The sequence below is a fragment of the Oceanobacillus sojae genome (assembly GCF_900162665.1).
In the GTDB taxonomy this organism is placed as follows: Bacteria; Bacillota; Bacilli; order Bacillales; family Amphibacillaceae; genus Oceanobacillus; species Oceanobacillus sojae_A.
The window spans coordinates 505532-531922 of sequence record NZ_LT727811.1; the positions used below are offsets into that span (position 1 = coordinate 505532).

Consider the following 26391-nt stretch of genomic DNA (forward strand, 5'->3'; position numbering starts at 1 on the left):
CCTCTTTTCTTTTTGTTTATTTTAGAACGTTTTTTCTAATGGCATATCTTTAGGCACTCTCCGATGATTCATTTTATTCATGGCGTAAATAACACCGATTAAGAGAATACTTATCCCTCCTAATACAGCCATTGCATTCCAATAATCAATAAAGCTGTTTCCGAGTTCAACGGCAAGTTCACCGGATAAGACTTTGCTCATATCAATAAATTTAACCGGGTGTAAAAAGCTCAAATTGTAGCCGGCGGCCATTACAATATCGGGTAATAGAAATATACCAAGACCGACCAGTATGTTTGCAAAAGCATTCTTGAAAAGCATGTTCAATAAAATAGATAGCAATAATAAGAAGATGATAACCAGCGCCATTCCTAAAAAGAGATAAAGGAGATACCGGCTGGCTGAAATCGCTGTATATGCTTCATTTTGATAAATAAGCATCGGAAAGGAAAATTCATTTCCCTCCATTTTTGAAGATAGATACAGATTGCCTATTGAAAAACCGAGAAGAAGAAACAAGTAAATAAATATGCTGTAAACCATCACCTTGCTTGTTACCTTCCGCATAAATGCTACAGGTAAGCTGCGCATCACGGACTGGTGCCTCAGCTCATAAACAAGTAATTCATTCCCGCTGATTAAAATAATAACAAGCAATACCAGACCTGAAACCATCGCAAAGGCATCTGCAAAATAATCGTTGGTCACAAATGATTCTGAATCAATCGGTAAATTATTATCTTGAATATATTGCAGCAGCGCATTTTCCTTTAATATTTCTTCCTCAGGAATAACTAAGTAATCTGGTATGCCTTCATTTCCTAATTCATGCACCTTCAGTCTTAATTGATTGATTTCCAGACCTTCTTCAACATATTGTTCTCCATCTTCCCCACTGCCAATATTCCATACCTGCATACCAAGCAGGCTTTGAATTTGCGTATGATAACCATATACCTCCGCTACCTCAGGCACATCATGACGCTGCTGGTCAAGATGATAAAAAGCAGCATAGGAGGCCTGTGTTTCTGCTCTTTTCTGCTCTGTTAGGGTTTCCGGCTCCTCCTGACTATAGTACATAAAAAATAATGGGAAAAAGAGCAGCAAGAATAGAGCAATAAAGGCATTTTTCCGGTTTCTCAATAATAGCTTGATTTCAAAAAGGCTAAATTTCCAAAACATATAAATTATCCTTTCCGGCTAATGTGATCTCATCATTGTCCAATGAATACAATTTTCATTTATGCTGTGATACGATAAATCTTAGTTGAACCAAACAGGAGATGGAGTGACCGTTTTTACCCATGCATAATAATATATTTCTTCTTTTAGAAACTGGGGAAATTACGAACACTCATGCTGTGATACGGTAGAACCTTCGTTTGCTTATCACTCGGGAAACCACAAACAGAATGATTTCCAGTATCACAATGCTGCTCAATAAAACAATAATTCCCTGCTGATAGGTAATGGACTCTAAATGCACTAAATAGTATTTTTCACCGGAAATAACCCGTCCAAAATCAAAATAGGTCTGTGGAAAATAACTTAAATCGATTCCAAAGAGCTCCGTTGTTGTTCTGGAATAGTAGATTCTCTCTGAGAACAGGAAAACTGTACTGACCATAATAACAACCCAGGGATTTTTAAATAACAGACTGAAAATTGCATTTAAACGAATAAACAGGTACATAAGTATTGGAATGAGCCCCAGCGATAGAAGCAGAAATTTTGCAATAGTAATACTATCGTACTCACTGTGCCGATAATCCGAATAATCCTCCGGCATCGAGCTCGGCAGTGTGATTGGCACTGACAGCTTCAAAGAACCAAAACCATTCTGAATAGAAATAAGAAGCATTACCAATAGAAATAATCCAAACAGAATGAATAAGGTATACATAAATGCAACGAATGATTTCACATTAATCAGACGATACCAGCCAATCGGAATTCCCTGCAAGGCGCTGCGGTGCTCTTTATTCTTCGTTATCATGTCACTGCTGAAATAAATCGCACAAAACAGTACGATAGCAGCAGTCGTATCAAGGATGAATTTAACAACTGTCTGCAGCGCTGTTTTCTGCTCAATCATTTCATATGTAATCGGCACACCCGCATCTAAGTAACCTAAATAACGGAGCCTTGTTAACGTTGCATTGCGTTCCATATCATGGGCCGGATAAGGTGCGCCAGAAATCAGCATCCAATCCATCCCTTCCACAATCGCGTTATAAAAGTTTTCATTCATTTTCCACTGAACAAAACGGTAGAAATTCTGATCTTTGAAAGCATGTACCAGACTGCTTTTCACTTGAAACTCATATGTATTCTGAGCATATACGTTTTCAGTCATGCTGCCGAATCCTGTTCCGCCTCTATCGATCATCCCCTGCCGCACGGCCCCCAGGTTTTGCAGCTCAGCCTCCTTCTCTTCTATATCAAAGGAATCAGCTGTTTCCATATTAGGCAAAATTAAAAAACAATAAGCTGCGATAAGACCAATTAATGCGATAATAAATAAAATATTCTTTTTGTTGCGGAGCATCATTTTAAATTCGTGCATTATCATGGATATAGTCATTCCTAATTCCCCTTTTGATACAATTTGACAGATTAAGTTTTAAAGTTAATCAAAAAGTACTTAAGTGATTATAGTGAGGTAATGATCTTCTATTAAAATCGTTCACGCTGAATATTGTAAGCGTTTCAAATAGAAGTCACCGCATTCTATAGGAGCTGGTTGGCAGGCTTTTTCTGGTGAGACAAGAGCTTGGATTACAATTATTGATCCCGCTGAAAATCATTACAATCTTAGCAGGCTTCTTCTAATTTATTCCTTTTTTACACACTCGTTTTTATGTAAAATTTTAAATTATATAAATTTTAACTATCTTCTATAGTGTAGCTTAATGCCTATTAATTGTAAATAGGATTGAAAAAACTCTAAATTTTTACATAAGTAATTATGGGCTATGCATTAATTTTTAACATTATTTAGAAAACACAGGTAAAACTATCTGATATATTTTAAAATATTCTCTGCAGATGAATATAAAATCTCCCTCCTTTCCGTACATTTATGCTACATTATATAAATAAAAGCAAAAACGGGGGAAGCTTATGGGAGTAACAGTCACAGCTTATATCGCTATTATGTCAGCTTCGGGTGTCTTTAATTTATATCTGGCTATATTCTCCTATCTCCGAAGACATTATTATAAACGAATTGGTCAAATCTTTATTATTTATACCGGCACGGTAACAATCTATTGCTTTGCGGCAGCGTTTGGCTTACTTTCAACAACCCTTGAACAAGTAAAAATATGGACTGTCATCCAATATATCGGGATCGCTTTTGCTCCATTGCTTGGTCTTCTGTTTATTCTGCGCTATTTTGGCATGGAAAAGGCGTTCAAACGGACGAGTCTTTTACTTGTCGTTCCGGCTGTTACAGTTGCAATGGTGGCAACCAATGATTTTCATCATCTTCACTACCGGTCACTGGAGTTTCACCCTGTCTTGGGCGCACCTTATATTGAACAGGTTATTGGTCCGTGGTATATCGTACATGGCATGTTCATCTTTGCCTGTATGTTTATAGCACTGTGCCTGACTTTATTTCAGCTCCGGTCTGCCGCCTTGATTTACCGGAAACAAATTATTATTTTGGCACTTGGTCAATGTATACCCATTTTGCTTGCTTTTCTCTATTTAATTGGGTTATCTCCAGCAGGGTTTGACTCCGTTCCGCTCTATCTTTGGCTGACTTCCATTCTGTATTTCTGGGCAATCACCAGTTCTTCTATGTTCACACTTGTCCCCGTTGCCAAAGACGTTATTTTTCAAAGAATAGCTGACGCGGTAATTGTTTTGGATGATTCCAAACGGTTAATCGAGTTTAATCAAGCCGCTAAACAGTTGTTTACGGATATTCATAAAAATATGTATGGACAAGACTTTTATGCTTTTTGGAAAGGACTTACAGACACAGATTTTTCATATGATCTTTCCAAGGCTCCGCTTACTGTGGAAATGACGCAAAGTCTTCGTCAAAAAAACTATGTTTTTCATTTACGTATATCTAACTTATCTATCTCTCAGAAAAATAGTGGAGTCTTACTTATTTTCACAGATATTACAGAGATGAAAAAATTGCAGAATCAATTGGAGTATTTTGCTTACTATGATGAATTAACAAATATATTTAACCGCAGAGCATTTTTCAAGTATACGAAAGATGCTTTCAGAGAGGCGGAAAAGCAGTTTACGGTGATTCTCTTTGATATTGATTATTTTAAATATGTTAATGATACGTATGGTCACCATAGCGGCGATTTAATTTTAAGCGGACTCAGCCGGCTGATTCAGGAAATAACACCTGCACACAGTATTTTTGCCCGTTATGGCGGGGAAGAATTTGTCCTCGCCCTGCCTGGAAGCAGTGTAGAAGAAGGACTTCTATTAGCTGAAATGATTCGTAGAAAAGTAGAAAAACATCTATTTCCTACTGAAGACGGATCCATCACTATTACTATCAGCATGGGAGCAGCGGGAGCTGACTTACCAGATGGGGAATGTACGCTGGAAGAGCTTCTGAACAGGGCAGATAAAGCATTGTATGCTGCTAAAGAGAGCGGCCGTAATCAAGTTCAGGCGGATAAAGATGTGCTTACGTAAAGCAAATAATTAGCTGTGTCGATACTCTGTTGGAAGTACGACACAGCTATTTTCATCATAGATTACAAATGCACTATTTCTTAAAATTGAAAAGTATTTATTTCTTAAGCTGCTGGTTAATCTCCTCAATAATTCCTGGAAGCTCTCCAAGGGTCCGTATCGTAAAATCAGCCCCATGCTCTATAAAAGTCTTCTCTATGCCAATAATCAATTCCTCCTGCTCTGCTTCTGGTAACGCATCAAATTCTTTTTCACTTAAACCCATTTCTGAGCTGCCAATAACAACTGCTACAGACCAGACTCCGGCATTTAATGCTTCATCTATATCAGGAACAGTATCTCCAACCTTAACCACATGACGGGATGCTGTCAGTTTTAAAGCTTCCATATTCCGATAAATCATATATGGATATGGTCGTCCCAACCCACTTGTTCCATCCGCAGTAATATAAAAGTCCGGCCGATATCCTTTTTTCTCCGCTTCCGGAAAAACCACTTCCATCATTTTTTGCGTATAGCCTGAGCTGGAGCCAATTTTCAAGCCTTGCTTTCTTAACTGCTCTATCGTGTCCAGTACCTCCGGCTTTGGATCCGTATACGGTGCCAGTGTTTCCAAGAGAGCAGATTCAAAGGCAGCATTTAAGTTCTCTACATCCCTCTCCGTAAACTTCCCTCCGTGTTCCTCATTCCATAAAGCTGAAATTCGCGGCATAGACAGCATTGTCCGGATGTGATCAATCTTCGTCAGTCCCATCGGCTCTCTTGCTTCTTCAATGGTTACTTCTATTCCTGCCTTTTTAAATACTGTAACAAACGCATTTACCGGGGCAAAACAGCCAAAATCCACTGTTGTTCCTGCCCAATCAAAGATGATACCTTCTACCTTATTCATTTAACCACCACTCCCATATATTCTTGGATTATATTGCATAATCTTTTTATATCCGCTTCATAGACTTCTCCAATATTACCGACCCGGAACGTGTTGATTTCTGTCAGCTTGCCAGGATAAAGAACAAACCCTCTTTCCTTCACATAATGATAAAAATCTTCAAATGCAAATGTGTCATTCGGGAACAGGAATGTCGTAATAATCGGCGACTGTCTCTTATTCGGTATATAAGCCCGGAATCCAAGCTTTTCTAATCCTTCCCGCAGCAGCTGATTATTACGCTGATAACGCTGAAATCTTGCCGGGGTCCCTCCTTCTGCAATTAATTCATCCATTGCTTTAGAAAATGCTGCTACCACATGCGTCGGCGAGGTATAACGCCATTTCCCATCCTTATTCATGGTCTTCCACTGATTATATAAATCTAAGGAGAGACTGCTTGCATTTCCCTCACAGGCCTGCAGTTTGTCCTGCTTCGCAATAACAAATCCGAAGCCCGGCACGCCCTGGATACATTTATTTGCACTGCTGATTAAATAGTCAATACCGAGCTCCGGAATATTCATTTCTATCCCGCCAAAACTGCTCATCGCATCAACAATTAGTGTTTTCTGATGGGCCTTGGCAAGCCCGGAAATCATCTCAACCGGATTCAATATACCTGTTGTTGTTTCACAATGCACCATCACCAGATGAGTAATCGCTGAATCATTTTCTAAAATGTACCTTAATTCCAATTCATCCGGATAAGCATTATATGCCACACTGTAATGCTTATAATTTAAACCGATATAATCAGCTATTTTTACAATTCGTTCCCCATAGGTACCATTCGTGATAATTAATGCTTTTTCCTTCTTATTTATTGTGGTTGTCATAACAGATTCGACCGTAAATGTACCGCTTCCCTGCATCAGTACAGCTGTATAATCCTCTAGGGGAGCCTTCGCCAAATCAAGCAGCTGCATACGGATTTTCTGGGTGATATCCTTATAATCCTGATCCCACGTACAGCGATCAAAGAGCATTTCCTCTTTCACTGCTGCCGTTGTTGTTAATGGTCCTGGTGTTAATAGTTTATATTGTTCCAAAATATATCGCTCCTTTTTGCGGAATAAGAAGGTTAACAATTCCATAATCAGATTTTAATAGTCTCGTCCTGCTCCTTATTTTGCAGAATTAAAGAATTCCTGATGCTTTTCCAGCAGTTTTACGTCTAGCGGCTGTTCAAAGGTCTTAGAATGCGCCGGTTTATGCGTGTTGTCAACAGTTTCTCCTTCATAAAGAGCAACAGGATAGTAGGTTAACAGCTCTTCTCTTGCATCTGTCGAGATAACCTCTGCCATATCCATTGCTTTTTGTGTTTTTTCATCATTATCCTTTTTCACTACTGCTACTGCTTCCGTCAGTGAGAAGTTCCCTTCTGTCGGATCAATAAAGTCAATGGGCGCCCCTGATTCTTTTGCTACAACTGCCTGATGCCTAAGTCCGAAACCGGCAGCCACTTCTCCTGCCTGCACCTTGCTGATTGGTCCGGAGCCCGAGCTTTCCAGATGCGGTCCTACATTCGCAATCAGATTTTGGAAAATTTCTTTCCCTTCTTCTTCTCCGTACTCACTGATTACAGCCTGTACCATTAACCACGCAGTTGAAGAATTATCGATGTTTGGAATGGATACAAGTCCTTCATATTCAGGTTTTGCTAAATCTGCAATACTTTCTGGAGCTTCCAAGCCATGTTGCTCCAGTACTTCTGTATTCACAAAGATGGCACCGGTATTTCCTAAAATTGGGGTATAATAAGCTGGATCTTCCTCTAACGCCTCTGTTTCAAATGTTAAATCCTCAAACATATCGTTCTGCTCCTGTGCACTGTCCAGAAAATAAGAGCTCATTGTTACTATATCTGCTTCCATCTGGTTTCCTTCTGCCAGCAATTTCCCTCCCAATTCAGATGTTCCTTGGGACTGCAAAATATATTCTCCTTCATAGCCTGCATCATCTAATGCGGCCTCCATTGCTGATGTTGCTTCCTCATCTGCATTGGTATAAATGACGACATCATCACTGCCCTGCGCCCCGCATCCTGCTAAGATAATTGCTAAACCGATTCCTGCACCTATGATTGACTTTTTCATGGATTTCAACATATTTTCCCCTCACTTTTTATAGATTGCGGTTCTTTTTTGAAGAGCATCGCACACAGCCCTGACCAATAAGTTGGTTAAGAAAATCAGTACAGATAGAACAAATATTTCATTGAACTTTGCAAAATGCTGCAGTTCATTAATTTTGCTTGCTACAACTGTCGTCTGGGCAGATACCAGGAAGATAACACCGCTGATTGTTACCATCGCATTGATGAAATAGTAGCTGAACATTTCTAAAACCGTAGATATAGAGTTTGGTAAAATAACACGATATACCGTTTTAATCCAATTATCCCCCAGCAATTCTCCTGAAGTTTCCCAGCCCGGGTTCATCTTTGTTAATGCATTTTTCGCCATTAAATATGGGGTTGTAAAGTAATGCATAATATTACATAAAACAATAATGATAAAGGTTCCTTTTAAACTGCTGTTATTAAAGAGCAGTAAATAGGATAGCCCCAGTACCATACCAGGCACTGTATTAGTAATCATCGAAAAAATATCGACGGTTTGTTTTCCTTTTATCGGTGTCCGCGCATTAAGAAGCGCTGATCCGTACGTGATAATCGTTCCTAACACAGCGGTTAATACCGCAACAATAAGTGAATTCCTGTAAACTGAAACCAGATCATTCGACTGGAAGATACTTGTAATATGCTGCCATGTAAAGCTTAAATCATAAGGGAAAGCCGTCACAAATGGCGTAATGAACATGACAGCAAATACAGAAAGCATCGCCAGCAGGACAATAACAGAAGCAGCTCCAAAGAAACTGTCTCTGAATTTACTTGGTGTTAATTCGGTTTCACTGAACTTATCATAATGAAAATTGAATTTTTCGAGATAGTTCAATAGAATAACACCTGCCACTGCCGGAAATAGCATCAGCACAGCAATCACAGCACCTTGACTGAAATCCGGAATCGAACCGAGCATCGCCTGATAAAGCTGTGTAGCAACAACATCATATGTCCCGCCTACGGATGCCGGTATCCCAAAGTCGGTGAAGCTGAGGATAAAGGATAAAACAAATGCGCCTCCCAAAGCTCCTGACAATGGACGGACAACAGTGTTCAAAAAGCTCCTTAACGTCCTGTCCCCCATCAGCTTCGATACGATAATAAATTTCTTATCAATATATTTGAAAGAGTTATGAATTAACAGGAAAGCTGCAGGCAATGTATAGATGACATATCCAATCAGCAGTCCGTTAAATCCATAGATTTCAAATAAATTTCTCCCAAAAAGCTTTGTCAGTAAGCCCTGATTTCCAAAGGTGTACATAATTGCAAACCCGTAAGTAATAGTAGGAATCAGCATTGGAATAAGAATTCCGACTTTCACAACACTTTTTAAAGGCTGATAGATCCTTGTAAAATTGACGGCATATGCTAAAGCAAATGCCAGTGTTGTAGTAATGATGGCTGTAGCGCCAGACACCTTGATGCTATTACCTATTGCACTGATTAATGTGTTATTTGACAAAGCTTCCATATAATTTGAAAACCCTGCGCCCCCATCGTCAGAGACAAATGAGCGGAAAAATAAAACAAGCAGCGGAGCTATCAGAAAGGTAAAAAACAATAATAAGATAATGATAAAGATAGCCCGCATTTCCGGTTTTGCATTACGCATATTTTTCACCAAATAAATTATAGATATTTTGCCGCTTAATCTGCAGCTGTCTTAAAATAAATTCCTTCACAAAATTATTTTTCGGCTGATTAATAATTTCAAAAGGTGTGCCGAACTGCGAAATATTTCCCTGATTAATAATCAAGATTTTATCCGATAGGGTTAAAGCTTCCTCCGGGTCATGTGTCACAATAATCGTTGTCAAGCCAAACTCCTTAGCAATCGACTTAATTCTTTCTTTAATTGATTCCTTAATCACACCATCCAATGCACTTAACGGCTCATCCAAAAGCAGCAGCTTCGGTTTCGTAACTAGTGTTCTAGCCAAGGCAACCCGCTGCTTCTGTCCGCCTGACAACTCGCCAATCCTCTTTTTCAAATGCGGCTTTAGCTCCAGAAACTCAATATATTCCCTGACTTCCTCCACCGATGCAGTGTCTTTTTTATTACGCAGTCCATAAACAATATTTTCATATGCATTTAAATGGGGGAACAGTGCGTAATCTTGAAATACTATATTAAATCCACGATTTTTCATATCTACATGGCTTAAGTCCTCATCATTAAAAATAACTTTCCCCTGATCGATTCTGGTCAGTCCCAGGATAATATTTAACAGGGTTGTTTTCCCGCTTCCGCTGGGTCCAAGCAGCGATACAATTTCGCCGCTGTTGATTTTAAGATCAATATTTTCTAATACTACTTTCTGGTCGAATTGTTTGCTTATATTTTGCAGTTCCAACAAACTGACCACCTCCTCCTGAGTTACCTCCATCATATAAAACGAATATTAAGATAAATCACTAATCGTGTTAAGAATATGTAAATTATGAATATATTAAGCATAAGTTATGCATAATTTATAATATTATTCATTTACACTTATGCGAAACTCATTCTAAACTTTATGTAAATAGATTGATTATGCCGCAAAGTACCCGTAAACTAGGTATATAGAGTAATCCAATTAAACGTGACATGAGGAGGATAAAATGCTTCCAGTTGAGAGACAACAGAAAATGATTGATTTATTAATGATAAAGAAAGTGATGAAAATGCCTGAGCTTCAGGAAGAGTTGAAAATTTCTATAGATACACTGCGCAGGGACATAAATGCCCTTACTGAACAGGGAAAACTTAAAAAGATATATGGAGGCGTCAAATTAGTGGAGCCAAAGTTTGGCGAAGCTTCTATGGAAGAACGGATGATCAGCCATTTGGACAAGAAAACAGCCATTGCAAAAAAATGTAATGCGTTTATTGAGGACGGGGACTGCATTTATTTAGACAGTGGGTCAACAACCTATCAAATTGCAAAATATATTAAAGAAAAAAGAAATCTGACAGTCATTACAAACTCTGTCCCTGTCATCCTGGAATTAATGAACAGCGCTGTGGAACTCATTGTAATAGGCGGGAAGGTCAGAAAAAATGAAAGGTCTGTCGTTACCTATGATTACTTATTTAACTTTCATCAATTGAACATACAGAAAGCCTTTATCTGTGCAAGCGGAATTACGATGGATAAGGGAGTTTCCGATTATAACGTGGAGGAAGCCCTTGCCCGAAAAAAGATTGTTGAGCTTTCCCATGAGGTCTATGTTGCTGCGGACAGCTCCAAATTTGGAAGGAATGTCACAGTAAATATTGCCGGACTGGATGAGATTGATTATGTGGTAACGGATCATGAAGTGGATGAAGAGGTTATAAAACAATTTAATAAGGTGAGGACAGAGTTGATTATATCTGCCAAATGAAGTTTGATAATGAAAAAGAGATTTGAGTCACATATTAGAATAAGTGAAAATTCTATTCTAATATGTGACTCGTTGAATCTAATTCCGTTCTGTAAAAAATCTGTTATGGTAAGCTCTGTATCTTATCCGCAGTTCTGTCTGCCACTCCTGCCCATTTCAATATTTCCTGCTTTAAAATAGTTGCCCCCGGTGCAATTTGCTCTATCGAACTATACTCTTTAGGGTTATGACTCAACCCTTTTTCTGATGGAATGAATATCAGCCCCACCGGACACAGATTTGTCATATTCATGGCATCGTGTCCTGCGCCGCTTGGCATCAGCTGATAAGCATACTCATTTTCATCACAGGTTTTGCTTAATTCCTGGATGACTTCTTCACTTAAAACTACTGGAGCCTGATCGTTTGTTCTTGTATGATGAATAATTAATCCGCGTTTTTCTTCTGTATCTTTTATCGATTGAAATAATTTTTGAATAACCATTTTCTTCGACGCTTCTGAAATCCCGCGAATATCTACTTGCATCTTCACCCTGCCAGGAATAACGTTCATCGCTCCCGGCTCTACATCACAAACACCGACAGTAGCAACCGTCCCGACAGATTTTTCAGCCTTGGCCGCTTTTTCAATGGCAAGCGCGATTTCAGCTGCCCCCAGAAAAGCATCTTTGCGGTAACCCATCGGGGTTGTTCCAGAATGTGAAGCTTCTCCTTCTATATTTAACTGAAATCTTGTAGCACCTGCTATTCCAGTCACAATACCAATGGGTATATTTTTTTCCTCCAATACAGGTCCTTGTTCAACATGGAGCTCAAAAAAAGCTTTATATGCTCCCTTTCTTTGTTTTGCCTCACCAAATTTATCTAAATGAAGCTTGTATTTTTGGAATGCATCTCTCAAAAAAATACCATCTTTATCTTGTAAGTCAGCGATATCTTCTTTTTTCAACAAACCGGCAATTGCTTTACTGCCCAATGTTGAAAAACTAAATCTTGCCGACTCCTCACAGGCAAAAACAATTAATTCCAATGGATGTTCTGTTTGAATTTTTGCTTCATTCAGGCTGCGTATAATTTCTATTGCAGCTGCAACCCCTAAGGTCCCGTCGTATGCACCAGCTTCATATACACTATCAATATGCGAGCCGAACGCAACAGCCGGCAGCTCCGGATGCGTCCCTTCCCGCCTGGCGATAAGATTCCCGACAGAATCATATTTGACGGACATACCTTCTTTCTTGCAAATTTCCCCAATTTCATCTGCAGCTTGGCGCTCTTCATCTGTATAAGCCAGTCTGTTAATACCTTCACCTGCTTCACTGAATGAATTAATATTTTTCAAAGTCTGTTCCAATCTTTTAAAGTCCAAATCAGCTGACTCCTTCCCTTTTCAAATGATTTATTGTTATAACTTACAGGTTATATGATGATTGCTGTTAACTGAATAATACATAAATTCCTGAAAAATAAAATATAAAAACCAACTAAAACTAGTTGGCTTTTTGTCTCAAACAACAATTATATAATTTTTTATTCTATTCTAAAACTCCATCTCTTTTAGAAAATCTTTGTAATTAATCTCCAAAGCTTTACAGCATTCTTCTACTTCTTTAAAGAAATCAAAATCATCTTCCGCCGGCATATCCCTGTATTCAGAATAATATATTATCAGGTTATGCAATTTTACAAAAGCAGCTAATTTCGGCTCGTTTTCCATTTGGTCACATCCTATCCGTAATTTTAAAAGTAAGGTTAGTTTAACAAATATCCTCTCCGTTAACAATAGTAAATATATCAAATTTTCAAATAAATAGTATGCGTTATCTATTATAATTAGGGGGGCGTATTCCTCTATCTTTCTTATGATTCCATTCCATATCAGTTACTGATTGGAAGACAATTTCTGATATAGCTCAAATACAGCTTAACTTTACCTGAAAGGAATTAGATTCAATATATTTATCCCTCTGGAACCATCCTTAATTCCAAACCTTCCCTCTCATCCATCCTCGTCTCATGATAATTCCCTTGCACCCAATCACTCATCTGATCATGGTACCACTCGCTTCTGAAATGCCCATCCTGCCCGGGCCCGACAATATGATATCCTGCATTCATATCTCCGGCATCTATCACAAAGCGCCAGGAAGCGCCGTGATCTACTACACCTGTTTTTGAATTATAGCTGGCAGCCATTGGTGTCACACCACTTCCTCCAACTGGTATAGCATCTTCATTATTAAAGAAAAATGCTAAAAATGGGCTGACTCCTGATAATGGATGATTGAATTCAACCTGATGGTAGTCGCCCCATGTCCAGGCCGGCATATCCTCTCCATAATCTTCTTTCAGTTTTTCCAAGGTTGCCTGCAGAGAGCTATGCAACACATTTTCTATCCCGCCATTTTCATTCAGCCAGATTGATTTCTCCCCGTCTCTAGCCAGTCGCAGCATATTATCTATTGATTGGGACTCTGTTGAAAATAACCTTCGCATCGTATCAGGTATTTCTCCATCATAAATTGTATTTTCAATTTCCTGCATCCAATGCTCAAAAATTAGCGGCTGCGGCTTATCCTTATCTGCTGTAAAGTCCCAATCCGCCAGCAGCTTTAGAGCTTCTTGTTCCTGCGCTTTCAATTCTATATCGCTCAAGGCTTCCTCAAAGAAAGGAACAAATTCCCGAGCTCTTAAATCGGTCTGATCCATTTGCAGATTCTGCATATCTTCTACTGTAAAATTGTCTCCTGATTCCAGGACCTCCTCAATTCGTTCATAGCGATAAGGCTGCACCCATACATTGCTAATATGATAAGGATAGCTGTCCGGCGCAATTTTATTGTTGGCAGTTGCAATAAAACCTTTCTCCGGATTCACGACAGTAGGAAGCTCATCAAATGGGATAAAGTCCTGCCATTCGTTCTCTGCTTCCCAACCATTTAATGGTAATAAAGCATCTTTTCCATCTTCATAAATCGGTATTTTACCATTGGCTTTATAAGCAATGGTGCCATCCTGAGATGCAAAAACAAAATTTTGTGCCGGAACTAAGAACTTTTCCAATCCTTCTTCAAATTCCTCCCAGTCAGCGGCACGATTCATCTCCATAATTGCCTCTAATTCCGTACTCGCCTCCAGCGCAGTCCATCTTAAGGAAAGCACAGTCTCTTTCCCAGTATCTTCAGCAAACTCTGAAATAACAGGTCCATGACGTGTTTCTATCACTTCATAATTAATTGTTGCGCTATCTTTTACTTTAATCGGCTCCTCAATGATTGAGGCCTCTTCCCACGCATCTTCATATAAAAATTCATTTGGATTATCCGGATTACGTTTTTCAATATATAATTGCTGTACATCTGGCCCTGTATTGGTCACACCCCATGCTATCTGATCATTATGACCAAGAATAATTCCCGGCACGCCGGCAAAAATAACTCCGCTCACATTCAGGCCATCCGCTGATTCCAAATGCATTTGCAGCCAAATCGATGGAGTGGCCAGTCCAAGATGCGGATCATCTGCCAAAAGAGGCATTCCTGACGCAGTTTTATCACCGCTGACAACCCAGTTATTACTGCCATTAAAAGAATGGGGAATAATTGCATCCTCAAAGCTTGCTGCAATATCCAGCTCCTCCTCTTTAATAATCGTCGGTCTATTTTCCGGATAAGCAGGGAACAATTCATATGCCTTTTCTTCAGCAAATTCATTCAGCAGATAATAATTAAACGCCTGTTGCTCCCAATGCCCGCCAAGATCAAATGCCATAAACTTCCCGATTGTCAGTGAGTCCACCGGCGTCCATTCCTCCGGTTCAAACCCCATTAATTTAAATTCAACCGGTAAGCTGTTATTTGCCTTCGCTTCCTCCATATAAGCATTTACCCCGGCAGCAAAGTCCTCAAGAACTTCTATGGATTCTTCAGAATAAACCTCATAGGATTCCTCGGCTGCACGTCTTAACCCGAGCGTCCGAAAATATTTATCCTGATTAACAGCATCCTCACCAATCACCTCGCTCAGCGTTCCCGACGCCTGTCTTCGCGAAAGCTCCATTTGAAACATCCGCCGATCTGCCTGGATATAGCCCTGCGCAATATACAAATCCCGGGCATTATCCGCCTGAATATGCGGCACCCCGTCTTCATCCGTTATGATGGTAACTTCACTGCCAAGTACAGAAAGCTCTACTGTTCCTTCAGTTGTCGGAAGGGATTTATTTATGTATCCGTTTACAAACAAAAACGCAGCAAGACCAAGAATAACAATAAAACCAACTATGCTGAGCAGAACTTTCTTTTTACTAAATCTATTTTTCTTAGCCGATGTTTCATAGACTTTCTTTCCCAATTACAGAATCCCCCTTTGTAGCGCTCTTTTTAATGTCTATCTAATGAGAAGCATAGCATGTTGGATTGGGATGTCAAGATTGCTATATTGTGGAATATATGCTGGAGAATTGATTTTTATATCCCGAATGCTGGTTAAAACAAAGCATTCCAGAAATCAAACAGAGCAATATGAGCGAGGCTGCTTATATTGCCCTGTTCCTGTCTAAAAAACTATTATATTCTATTTCAGCTCTGGCCAGAATGCTTTATTCGCCTCGATTAAGTCATCTAAAATATCTTTTGCTACTTTTGCACTCGGTACCGTTTTGGATAAGGTGATAGCCTGCCATAATTTTTGATAGGAGCCTTCTTCAAACGCTTCTACTACTAATTTTTCCACACCAGCCTGCTGCTCCATCAGGCTTTTTTGGAATCTTGGGATTTCACCGACAACCAGTTTTTCCGGCCCTTTGCTGCCGACGATGCAAGGAACCTCCACCATTGCTGTCGGGTCAAAGTTAATAATCGCTCCATTGTTCTCTACAATCATCAGCATACGTTCTTTTGTATTAAAGGCAATTGCTTTTGCTAAATCAACAATGTAAGAAGCGTGCTCATCAATTGTTAGCTTTGTTTCCTCCGCTGTACCTTTCTCGATAATTGTCTGACACTCACCAAAAATAAATTTCTCACGACCTGCCATTACTTCATTAGCACGAGTATATTCTTTGTTGGAATGAGCCACTTCATAGTCTGGATACAGATAGTATTTTAAATACGTGTTTGGCACTGTTGAAGGATCAAGTACTTGAACATCCCTTGCTTTTTTAAGTGTACTGTTCCAGCTTTCCTGCTGTTCCAATTCAGACGTTCCATCCGTTGCATAGCCATGCTGACCCACATGCTCTGTCACTTTGGGCATCAGGCTGTTTCCTTGCTTGTCACGGATATCTGTCCACCAGCCAAAGTGATTCAATCCATAGTAATCTACTTCCATCTCTTTACGTGATGCCAACCCTAAGTTTTTCGCAATCAATTCTTCAATACCAATCGGCATATCGCAAATGTTTAAAATTTTAGAGTTTGGTCTTAGTTTACGAGTTGCCTCTGCAACAATAGCTGCCGGGTTAGAATAATTTAACATCCAAGCTTCTGGTGAATACTTTTCCATATAATCTACCAATTCCAGCACTCCCGGGATGGACCGCATACCATAAGCAATTCCGCCCGGACCACAAGTTTCCTGTCCTACAACCCCATGCTTCAACGGAATTTTCTCATCCTGTTCACGCATGGCGTATTTGCCGACACGAATATGTGCCATGACAAAATCTACGTTAGTAAATGCTTCTTCAGGATTGGTGCTGGCCAGCAAGCTTACTTCCGGCGCACGTTCTTTTAATAAAATCTCACATGCATCTGCAATCGTCTTTTGTCTGTCCCCATCATTATCATAGAGTTTAATCGTATCGATTGGGAACTCATCCAGATAGTCGAGCAGCATCAAAATAATCCCCGGTGTAAATGTACTTCCGCCTCCAGCAATTGTAATGTTAAATTTTTTCATTATAAACGCCTCCTCATATATGTTTAAAGTTTCGCTTCAAAATAATCTCTTACTTGCGGTACACTCAGGCCAACAATCACCTGTATACTTTGACCGCTTTGAGCTATTCCGTGCGCCATTTGGTTATTTGTAAAGTAATCATTTCCTTTGACCAGGTCAGGGTCCTTGACTGTCACACGCAGTCGTGTTGCACAGTTTGTAACATCTTTAATATTTTTTTTGCCTCCAAGTCCTTCTAAATAATAGACCGCTTTCTCTTCATATTCAGAATCATATTTAGGGGCTACCTCTTCCTGACTGCCATTTTGTTTCGCATTCTGATAATCCTGTTTGGTGTATAATTTAACCTCCTTCTCGTTTTTACGGCCTGGCAATGGAATATCGAATTTAACAATAATCCATCTGAATATGACAAAGTACAATGCTACAAAGATAAACCCGACAATAACTTGGACTATATAAATTCCTCCATGATTGGAAGAGAGCGGAATCCAGTTCAACGCAGCTATCTCAATAAATCCGGAACCCATCATACCAACGACACCAAACATGTTCATAATCGTCACCATTGTCGCTCCGAGAAGCGCATGAATAACAAATAAATATGGTGCAATAAATAAGAATGTGAATTCAAGCGGTTCGGTAATTCCTGCAAATACTGCTGTTAATGTAGCCGGCAATATTAGCGCAAGCACTTTCTTCCTATTTTCTTTAGGTGTTGAATAGTACATGGCGAGTGCAATACCTAAACAGCCAAACATTTTAATGTTTCCATGCATTAAGAATCCATATGGATAGAGATCCTTTAGGGGTGCTGTTGAATTAGCGAATTCATTTAAGTGGGCAATCCAGTATGGCTTTAACCCTTCGTTGACAGCCGCCGGCCCATATTCAAACGGTGTATAGATAAAATGGTGCAGACCCGTTGGAATTAAAACACGTTCCAGAAAGTGAAACAGCCAGACGCCAAGATAACCAGCCTGTGTAATGAACCCCTGTAATGAGCCGATCCCCTGCTGCACATACGGCCATACAAATGCAATAAGAAAGGCAAAAGGAATCATTACAAAAAAGCCAATAATGGTAACGAATACAAGTCCCTGGAAAATACCCAGCATTTCAGGCAATTTCTTATCATAAAAATGATTGTGAATCCAAATAACAATACCGGATATTGCAATAGCACCAATGATATTTGTATCCAGAGTAGGGATACCGGCAATCTCTTTTACACCTGTTAAATTTTCAACTCCCTGGGATAAATCTACGCCAAAAGTAGATGGCCAAAGTGTTAAAATAGCATTGATATAATTGTTAAAAACCAGATAAACCATCAACGCTGCAAGTGTCGCACGTGCTTGCGCTTTCTTAGCAAGCGAAATGGGCAATCCAATTACAAAAGCCAGCTCCATATGATCAAAAATCGTCCATCCTCCACTTTCAATAAGCGACCAGATGTTATACCACATCGTCCCCTCTTCGGCGATACTCCCCATGATAGCCGAATTTTTAAATAAGGTTGCAAGCCCGACAACGATACCAAAAAACGCAAATAAAAGAACGGGAACAATCATCGCACTGCCAAACCGCTTGATTGCATTCATAAACAAAACTCCTTTGTTTTAATCTATAATTTCAATATAAAGGCAGCGCTTTCAAATTCCAATGGGTTTGACGCGTTTAGAAATAGCGTAGTAACATTAGATTATATTTTCATATAACGAAAATATTTTCAGTAGAAGAGGTGGGCAAGATGATTTTAGATAAACTGGTAAACCAATACTTTGATGATTTAAATGAGAATGACTTACATATTATTAAAACGATTCATGAGCACATTGATGAAATGAAGACAATGAAAATTCAGGATCTGGCTAACTATGCTCATACATCCATTTCTTCTATTCATCGCCTTACTAGAAAGATAGGCTTGGATGGCTATAGTGATTTAAAATCTTATATTAAATTAAACAATTTCACGGAGGGTACTACCCAGGATTTGATGGAGCTGCTTAACCAGGATATCCAGCAGACAATGAAGTATATGGAGCAACTGGACTTTCACCAGCTAAATCAGCTGATTGACCGTGCTCCTTATATTTATATTTACGGTACTGGTACAGCTCAATTGGATTTAGCGAATGATGTGCAGAGGCAACTATGGTCGCTCCATAAAAAATCCCAGGTAATGCGGAGTGAACGGGACTTCACAGATGGACTCGGAGAAATTGATAAGGATGATCTGTTATTTATTATTTCTTTATCCGGAGAATCGAAAAACCTGGATGAGATCATTCATATGATTAAAACAAGAAATATTAAATATATCAGTGTAACAACATTGCGAAATAATTTACTGGCTCAAAACGCAATGTTTAATATCTATGTAAACAGCACACCATTTTATCTTTATAATAAAGTGGACAACTCGAGCTTTCTGCCGTTCTATATTGTTTTTGATATTATTCTTAGGAAGTTTAGTGAGTGGAAGATGGGAAGATAGAAACATTTGTGGAAGAAGAAACAGCTGCGTGAAATTAAATTACGAAGGATTATTTTAGTAAAGGTCTTTCTCTATCGCAAACCTACATATAGAGAACGACCTCTTTTTATAGTCATTTCTTCAAATGATTATTATCAATAAATTCGTCAAAATCACTATACCCATCTTTATCTATACGTTGTTGGTTATATTTCTGATACTCTTCTATGGCAGTTTTATCAGCTACAGCCTTCGCTACCCTACCAGCTCCTTGCAGAATTTCCCTCTCGTCAAATTCTAGAAAAGCGTCTAATCTTTTTTTCCAATCAGCCATATACATTGGTTTTCTTCGCTCTGCTTGATCCTCTGCATAGTCTAAATATCTTGTAACAATGCGATTTAAAGATTTTAGTTCTTTTTCGGTTAAGTAGTTTTTGGCTACTGTCACGTCTTGTCTCCGAATTTTTTCTCCGCTCCAAGAAGTAAGGCCCATATTCTTATTTTTTGCTCTTGCTCTACTTTCAATCAGTTCTGCAGCAGTTTGACCATGAATAGCAAAGTGGAGCTTATTCTGTACTGTTGCAAAGAACGCTTTTGTTATATCAGCTCTAGGATTATAGTCAATAGAGGTAGCATAGATATCTGTAATCTTTTGATAGAATCGTTTTTCAGAAGCACGGATATCGCGAATTCTTTCAAGAAGTTCATCAAAATAATCTTCACCGAAATTACGCATTTCTTTTAAGCGTTCATCATCCATTGTAAATCCTTTAACTAGATATTCATTCAAACGTTCTGTTGCCCATTGACGAAATTGAGTACCTCTATGGGAGCGTACACGATATCCAATAGCGATGATCATTTCTAGATTATAAAAATTAACTTTACGTTCCACCTCTCTTTTGCCTTCGTTTTGAACTATTCGGTTTTTCCGAATAGTTGAAGACTCTTGCAGTTCCTCCTCTACATATATATTTTTTATATGTTCATTAATCGTATTTACTCCTTTTTGATAAAGCTCAGCAATGGCTTTTTGTGTCATCCAGACCGTTTCATTTTCTAATCGGACATCTATTTTCGTATTTCCTTCTTCCGTCTGATAAATTAGAATGTTTGTATCATTGTTATTCACTAATCTCACTCCTTTCATAGTGGTCACGATTCAAATATACAAAATATACATCTAAATATTATTTTAATATTCTCTCTCTAATTCTCCCCTTTATTCTACCACTTTTCTTTATTCACCAGTATGATGATTTTAATCATTCTATCTGCTATTTATGTATTTCTCCAAGAGTATGATAGCGTGCTAGATAAGATTCTATAACTATGAGGTATATAATTTTATCTTTTGAAAAAAAAGACCAGCCAATAAAAGCTCGTCTCCTTGTTTCCTCATATCATTTCGTCAGTGATTCATCCTCATTCTCCTCTCCTTTCCTCTCCCGTTCCTTCTTCAATCGTTCCTGCCGTTGTCTTTGGCGATAACCATAAGTCGCATTCAGCACAACATCCTCATCCTCCAGCGCTGTACCGAGCGCACCAATAACTGTAGCCACACTGGCAGCAATCCAGGCAATGTAGAAATAATTGATCAGTCCTGGATCTCCTGTAAGCTGATCCTCCAGCATCCCCATCGGAATAAAAACAAATACACCGACCAGGAATAAACCAAACAGCATCACATAGTAAATGCACACTGTAATAAATAACGTAAAAAATGTCGTTGCATTATACAGTCTTCGCACATAGCTGATATTCTGATCCCGCTTTCTCTCCCATAACCGATGAATCAAAATAATCCATATCGTCATCGCCAATATAGAAAAGACGGTAAGTAAACACATTCTGAAAATCGTATAATGCTCGCTTAACAGCCATAAGGTTGGAAAAACAAGTGCATAAGAACCTGTAGCAAAAGCGATAATCAGGATTTTCAGAAATGTTGGAAACAGAGCCCAAGGCCGATTTGCTCGTACCATTCCAGCCAATAAACGGATAGAAATACTTCCTCTGCGTCCTACTGTAAAACGGACATCCAGGTATTCCTCTTCCCCATCATCCGGTGTCTCGCGCTTAAGTGGCGACAGCCAGCCTAGGAATCTGCTTGTCATCAAATTTTTAGGGTCACCTACATTTATCCCTTTGTGCTTGCTTCTCTTTGACTCGATGCGCAATGCAGAACGTTCCCGGTTTTCGTCTGAGCTTCCGTAGTACATTTCATTCACGAGCTGCATAATCGATTCACGCAAACGCCTGATCATCAAGGTTGAGCCAAAGCTGGGCATACTGATAAGCGCTATATTTTCATCTTCATTTGCTTCGGCAACAATCATTCGATTGTCTATAAATAGAGGAATGTCAGTTAGGCAGATAGCATAATCCCATTCCTTCTCCTCTTTCATTTTCTCAGTGGCCTCCAATATTTGTTTTGAATTTGCACCTCCACCGAGCAAGGGATCCTCTATATACTCAATTTTCCATTCTATTTCTTCTTTTACATAATACTCAAGCAGTGATGGCAATTCATTTTGCAGCCTTGCTCCTATTTCTTCTGGATAACCTGGTGCAGTTATCAGACCGATATATTCCGTAGTTTCGCTCAAATTGGGTTCACCTCTATTTTCTGTATGCTATTTTCTGTAATAACTATGTTCCTTTAACCGAAAAAGGAGATGTTTAAACACTTCATTTATAGAATCAAAGGGAATTAGACAGCTTTTATCTAAATTGACCCGTAATGTAATAAATATTAATTTACCCTGAGAAAATGCATCATTCTTTAAAAAGAAGCTGTTTTCCCTGACTATTCAGCAATAATTAGACACCCTGTCATCATAATAACTCTATATTATTTTTTCTGAAAATTACTTGTTATCCTTCCATATTTGTGTTAAGGTTTTAAAAAGTTTAAACTTCTTTTTCTTTAAAAATGAAGGAGGGGCTTCTTTTTGGAAAATGATCTGCCTATTAAAGACTTAATCGAAACACATTTTAATGCCTTATCAAAGAAACAGCAGAAGGTAGCAAATTTCGTATTAAATAACCCAACCTTTGTTGGTACACATTCCGCAGCTGAGGTTGGAAAGAAAGCTGAAACAAGTGAAACAACCGTTATCCGCTTTTGTTATGCACTTGGGCTTGAGGGCTACGCACAGCTGCAAAAGAAAATTACCTTATTTGTTTTCAACCAAAATACTGTCAGTACGCTGGGGAATTATTTTTCAGCAAAGAAGAAGCTGTTTAACGATCAGCACCTGATTGAAAAAGCAATGGAAAAAGATATCGCGCAAATTGACAGAATTGCTAAACAAATAGATAAAGAATTATTCTATAAAGCAACACATCAATTACATCAAGCAAAAAAAATATATATTATCGGTGCCGGTGCATCACAATTCCCTGTCCAGTGGCTGCATTTCACATTAAATATTCTGCGCCCGAATGTATCGATTATTCAAACCGACACGCCGGAGCTTATCCGGACGATGCAGGAAATAGATGAAGACTCTGTCGTCATCGTTATTTCCTTACACCGCTATTTTAAAGAACCGATCCATATTGCGGAAGCTCTTCATAAGCGGGGAATAACTGTGCTTGCTATAACAGATTCCAAGCTGGCACCGATCCAAAAGCACTGTTCTCATTCTTTTATATTGGAGCAAACCGAAAAATCAACGATTGATTTAATGCCATCGCTTATTTCCTTCCTTAATCTAATGGTAACAGGGATGATGACATTTGATCCGAATTATTATGATAAGCAGCGTGTGAACTTCGATGATTTTAATAATAGTTTTATTTCTGACAGATGGAGTTGAGATAAATGACAAATCAGCAATTAGCAGAACGATTACAGCCAATCTTTGAACATTTGCACAAGAATCCGGAAATAAGCTGGAATGAAGCAGAAACAACAGCATATCTGGTGGATTTTCTGCGCCAAGAGGGTTTGGCGCCACACACATTCAGCAATATGACCGGGTTATATGTAGACATCGGAAAAGGTACTCCCAAGGTTGGATTTAGAACCGATATAGATGCTTTATGGCAAGAGGTAGATGGAGATTTCCAGGCAAACCATTCATGTGGTCATGATGGCCATATGACCGTAGCTCTCGGTGCTGTCCTCTTATTAAAAGAGCTCGAGCCGACCTTGCCAGGGGCTGTCCGCATCCTTTTCCAGCCGGCCGAAGAAAAAGCACAGGGAGCAAAAGCTTTTGTTGACCAAGGCGTTATCGATCCGCTCCAGTTTTTATTCGGCACACATGTCCGCCCACTCATAGAATTAGGAGACGGAACTTACGCACCAGCTTTACATCATGGTGCAGCGAAGCTTTTCACAGGAGAAATTCATGGTGTAGAAGCACATGGTGCAAGACCGGAACAGGGAGCGAATGCTATTGAGGCTGCAGCTTCACTGATTGATGGACTAAAACGTATTTGGATCAGCCCTGCTGAATCGGCTTCTATCAAAATGACACAAATACGGGCAGGCGGAACATCAACAAATATCATTCCGGGCAGTGCAGTATTCAGTATTGATGCACGGGCACAAACAAATGAAACAATGGATGCTTTGACCGCAGGCTTTGAAAAGGCTGTTAAAGCAGTCAGCACACTGTATGATGTTTCCATTGATTACAAAGTAGATGCCCATATTGCTGCAGCTCAAGTGGACGACACAGCCAAATCCATTATGAAGCAGGCAATTATCGATGTGGCAGGAGAAGAAAATTGCGCGCCTGAGGTCATCACACCGGGAGGAGAGGATTTTCATTTTTATACGTATTCCAAGCCGCATCTGCAAACAACGATGCTAGGTCTCGGATGCGGGGTGACGCCAGGGCTCCATCATCCCCAAATGACATTTAATCAAAAACGCCTGCCGACCGGAGCAGAAATTATTACACGGGCACTTGTCCTTGCACTACAACAGACAAAGAAAGAAGCGATACACAATGATTCAATATAAAGAACTAAAAACAATGGCAGAAATGGAACAAATTCAGGATCTTGAAGGAAGAGTGTGGGGAATGACAGCCCTTCCCACCCATCAGACACTTACCGCAGTCAAAAATGGAGGCATCATCGTCGGAGCTTATGCAGATGGAGAACTAATCGGCTTCAGCTATGGATTTGCAGGCTTCGATAACGGCAAAAGCTATCTATGCTCTCACATGCTTGGCATTGACGCGGCATACCGTTCCCGGGGTATCGGAGAAATGCTGAAGCAAAGACAACGGGAGATTGCCATTCGGAAAGGCTATGACATGATGAAGTGGACATATGATCCGCTGGAAACACGTAATGCCTATCTCAATCTCACCAAGCTGAACGGTATTTGCCACACCTATATTGAAAATTGTTATGGTGAAATGCAGGATGGCTTTAATAAAGGGCTTCCTTCAGACCGCTTTGAAATTCATTGGCATCTGAAAAGCCCACATGTGGTGGAAAAACAATCGGTTAACACAGGAAATCCGAGAACTCTAAACACGCTGTGCTTTAATCAGGAAAGCTTACCCGTCTTTCACAAAGAGAAAGAACTCGCAGAATTGACGGAATATTCCTATTCCATTGATGTGCCTAAGGATTTTCAAGGGTTAAAAGCAGCAAGCCAAGAGCTGGCGATGGATTGGAGACTGCAGACAAGAGAGCTGTTCCAGAAACTTTTTACAGCAGGTTACGCCGCTGTACAGCTGAAAGCCTATGAAAACTACGGAAAATATATTTTTGTAAAAAAAGACATCTTAGACCTTGGAGGAGATCAAACATGAAAATAAAAGAAATCACGATCCGTCATTTACAAATGAAGCTAAAAGCACCTTTCACAACAAGCTTTGGCACATTTACAAACCGGGACTTTTTGTTACTGGAAGCAAAGGATGAGGATGGTACCATCGGATGGGGTGAATCCGTTGCCTTCCACGCACCCTGGTATAACGAGGAAACGCTGCAGACTAATTGGCATATGCTGGAGGATTTTCTAATCCCGCTTATTTTAAATAAAGAACTAAAACATCCAGATGAAGTAAATGAAATCTTTGCCGCCATCCGAAAAAATAATATGGCAAAATCGACCCTTGAAGGAGCCGTCTGGGATATTTATGCACAGCAGACCAATCAATCTCTGGCAACAGCATTAGGCGGAGCAAAAGAAAAAATTGAAGTCGGTATCAGTATCGGCATTCAAAAATCCATTGATGATCTCGTCACTTTAGTAGATGGTTACATTCAAGAAGGCTATAAGCGTATGAAAGTAAAAATTAAGCCTGGCTGGGACGTAGACGTGATGCGTACATTACGTGAAAAATTCCCGGACACAGATATTATGGCAGATGCCAACTCTGCCTATCGCTTAGAGGATGCTGACCTGTTAAAGCAGTTAGATGACTTTGATCTGATGATGATTGAACAGCCTTTAGCGTCGGACGATATTATTGATCACGCCAAATTACAGCAGAAACTCAAAATACCTATCTGCCTGGATGAAAGCATTCATTCATTGGAGGATGCACGAAAAGCAGTCGAGCTCGGAAGCACCAAAATTATTAATATCAAAATTGGCCGTGTCGGCGGTTTAACCGAAGCGAAGAAAATCCATGATTACTGTGCAGAAAATGGCATTCCAGTGTGGTGCGGCGGGATGCTGGAATCCGGGATTGGCCGCTCCCATAACGTTGCTTTAACAACCTTGCCTAACTTTATCTTACCAGGTGATACTGCCGGATCCAGCCGCTACTGGGAAAAAGATATTATCACACCGGAAGTTGTTGCAGAAAATGGTTATATCACCGTTCCAACCACAGCTGGAATTGGTTATGAAGTAGATCGGGAAGCTGTAGAGAACTACACCGTAGCACAGAAAGATTACAGATAAGGGAGATA

General features: G+C 39.5%; 21 protein-coding genes. 7 read left to right on the top strand and 14 right to left on the bottom strand.

All coding sequences use genetic code 11. The annotated features are described in order from the left end of the window. Window positions 1-21: 21 nt before the first annotated feature. Together BN1068_RS09685 and BN1068_RS09690 are read right to left on the bottom strand one after the other, a co-directional pair. Window positions 22-1182, bottom strand: a complete 1161-nt coding sequence (locus BN1068_RS09685; RefSeq protein ID WP_077602655.1) for a hypothetical protein — start codon at window positions 1180-1182, stop codon at window positions 22-24. A 172-nt stretch (window positions 1183-1354) separates the two neighbouring features. Beyond that, a complete protein-coding gene (locus BN1068_RS09690; RefSeq protein ID WP_077602656.1) occupies window positions 1355-2584 on the bottom strand; it encodes a hypothetical protein in 1230 nt (409 codons plus the stop codon). A gap of 539 nt (window positions 2585-3123) precedes the next feature. On the opposite strand from BN1068_RS09690, the gene BN1068_RS09695 reads away from it, so the two are divergent. Continuing rightward, a complete protein-coding gene (locus tag BN1068_RS09695) occupies window positions 3124-4680 on the top strand; it encodes a histidine kinase N-terminal 7TM domain-containing diguanylate cyclase (protein ID WP_077602657.1) in 1557 nt (518 codons plus the stop codon). A 97-nt stretch (window positions 4681-4777) separates the two neighbouring features. Here BN1068_RS09695 and phnX read toward each other — a convergent pair whose 3' ends face one another. From phnX to BN1068_RS09715, 5 genes are all read right to left on the bottom strand, one after another. Further along, on the bottom strand, window positions 4778-5572 hold the full coding sequence (gene phnX, locus BN1068_RS09700; protein WP_077602658.1) for a phosphonoacetaldehyde hydrolase: 795 nt from the start codon (window positions 5570-5572) through the stop codon (window positions 4778-4780). Further along, on the bottom strand, window positions 5569-6663 hold the full coding sequence (gene phnW, locus BN1068_RS09705) for a 2-aminoethylphosphonate--pyruvate transaminase (RefSeq protein ID WP_077602659.1): 1095 nt from the start codon (window positions 6661-6663) through the stop codon (window positions 5569-5571). The genes phnX and phnW overlap by 4 nt, the downstream gene beginning before the upstream one ends. A 75-nt stretch (window positions 6664-6738) precedes the next feature. Continuing rightward, window positions 6739-7722: an extracellular solute-binding protein gene (locus BN1068_RS23830; RefSeq protein ID WP_254846743.1), complete on the bottom strand. Its 984-nt coding sequence runs from the start codon at window positions 7720-7722 to the stop codon at window positions 6739-6741. A gap of 9 nt (window positions 7723-7731) precedes the next feature. After that, window positions 7732-9357: an ABC transporter permease subunit gene (locus BN1068_RS23835; RefSeq protein WP_217697313.1), complete on the bottom strand. Its 1626-nt coding sequence runs from the start codon at window positions 9355-9357 to the stop codon at window positions 7732-7734. After that, complete coding sequence (locus BN1068_RS09715; protein WP_077602660.1) at window positions 9350-10102, bottom strand: ABC transporter ATP-binding protein; 753 nt, start codon at window positions 10100-10102, stop codon at window positions 9350-9352. The genes BN1068_RS23835 and BN1068_RS09715 overlap by 8 nt, the downstream gene beginning before the upstream one ends. Window positions 10103-10349: 247 nt before the next feature. On the opposite strand from BN1068_RS09715, the gene BN1068_RS09720 reads away from it, so the two are divergent. Beyond that, window positions 10350-11114 (top strand): DeoR/GlpR family DNA-binding transcription regulator, encoded by a 765-nt coding sequence (locus BN1068_RS09720; protein WP_077602661.1) that lies wholly within the window; start codon window positions 10350-10352, stop codon window positions 11112-11114. Between the two features lie 103 nt (window positions 11115-11217). Here the strand turns inward: BN1068_RS09720 and BN1068_RS09725 are convergent, their stop codons facing one another. The 5 genes from BN1068_RS09725 to BN1068_RS09740 all read right to left on the bottom strand — a co-directional run bounded on the left by BN1068_RS09725 (window position 11218) and on the right by BN1068_RS09740 (window position 18619). After that, window positions 11218-12483 carry a Zn-dependent hydrolase gene (locus BN1068_RS09725; RefSeq protein WP_077602662.1) on the bottom strand — a complete coding sequence of 422 codons (1266 nt, stop codon included), beginning with the start codon at window positions 12481-12483 and terminating at the stop codon, window positions 11218-11220. A gap of 171 nt (window positions 12484-12654) precedes the next feature. Beyond that, window positions 12655-12831: a hypothetical protein gene (locus BN1068_RS23605; RefSeq protein WP_175637122.1), complete on the bottom strand. Its 177-nt coding sequence runs from the start codon at window positions 12829-12831 to the stop codon at window positions 12655-12657. A gap of 242 nt (window positions 12832-13073) precedes the next feature. Beyond that, the gene (locus BN1068_RS09730; RefSeq protein ID WP_077602663.1) at window positions 13074-15467 is read right to left on the bottom strand and encodes a penicillin acylase family protein; all 2394 of its coding nucleotides are present in this window, start codon (window positions 15465-15467) and stop codon (window positions 13074-13076) included. A 222-nt stretch (window positions 15468-15689) separates the two neighbouring features. Continuing rightward, window positions 15690-17015, bottom strand: a complete 1326-nt coding sequence (locus BN1068_RS09735; protein ID WP_077602664.1) for a 6-phospho-alpha-glucosidase — start codon at window positions 17013-17015, stop codon at window positions 15690-15692. A 23-nt stretch (window positions 17016-17038) separates the two neighbouring features. Further along, window positions 17039-18619 (bottom strand): alpha-glucoside-specific PTS transporter subunit IIBC, encoded by a 1581-nt coding sequence (locus BN1068_RS09740; RefSeq protein ID WP_077602665.1) that lies wholly within the window; start codon window positions 18617-18619, stop codon window positions 17039-17041. A 149-nt stretch (window positions 18620-18768) separates the two neighbouring features. Here BN1068_RS09740 and BN1068_RS09745 point away from each other — a divergent pair, with 149 nt between their 5' ends. Beyond that, on the top strand, window positions 18769-19518 hold the full coding sequence (locus BN1068_RS09745; RefSeq protein WP_077602666.1) for a MurR/RpiR family transcriptional regulator: 750 nt from the start codon (window positions 18769-18771) through the stop codon (window positions 19516-19518). A gap of 112 nt (window positions 19519-19630) precedes the next feature. Here the strand turns inward: BN1068_RS09745 and BN1068_RS09750 are convergent, their stop codons facing one another. After that, window positions 19631-20629 (bottom strand): virulence RhuM family protein, encoded by a 999-nt coding sequence (locus BN1068_RS09750; protein WP_254846744.1) that lies wholly within the window; start codon window positions 20627-20629, stop codon window positions 19631-19633. A gap of 271 nt (window positions 20630-20900) precedes the next feature. Beyond that, window positions 20901-22106: a hypothetical protein gene (locus BN1068_RS09755; protein ID WP_077602668.1), complete on the bottom strand. Its 1206-nt coding sequence runs from the start codon at window positions 22104-22106 to the stop codon at window positions 20901-20903. Window positions 22107-22451: 345 nt separating this feature from the next. Here BN1068_RS09755 and BN1068_RS09760 point away from each other — a divergent pair, with 345 nt between their 5' ends. From BN1068_RS09760 to menC, 4 genes are read left to right on the top strand one after another with little or no spacing between them, the layout of a single operon-like run. Next, window positions 22452-23321 carry a MurR/RpiR family transcriptional regulator gene (locus BN1068_RS09760; protein ID WP_077602669.1) on the top strand — a complete coding sequence of 290 codons (870 nt, stop codon included), beginning with the start codon at window positions 22452-22454 and terminating at the stop codon, window positions 23319-23321. A gap of 5 nt (window positions 23322-23326) precedes the next feature. After that, window positions 23327-24475, top strand: a complete 1149-nt coding sequence (locus BN1068_RS09765) for an amidohydrolase (RefSeq protein ID WP_077602670.1) — start codon at window positions 23327-23329, stop codon at window positions 24473-24475. After that, window positions 24462-25280 (top strand): GNAT family N-acetyltransferase, encoded by an 819-nt coding sequence (locus BN1068_RS09770; RefSeq protein WP_077602671.1) that lies wholly within the window; start codon window positions 24462-24464, stop codon window positions 25278-25280. Before BN1068_RS09765 ends, BN1068_RS09770 begins: the two co-directional genes overlap by 14 nt. Continuing rightward, window positions 25277-26383, top strand: a complete 1107-nt coding sequence (gene menC / locus BN1068_RS09775) for an o-succinylbenzoate synthase (RefSeq protein WP_077602672.1) — start codon at window positions 25277-25279, stop codon at window positions 26381-26383. Before BN1068_RS09770 ends, menC begins: the two co-directional genes overlap by 4 nt. Window positions 26384-26391 lie beyond the last annotated feature (8 nt).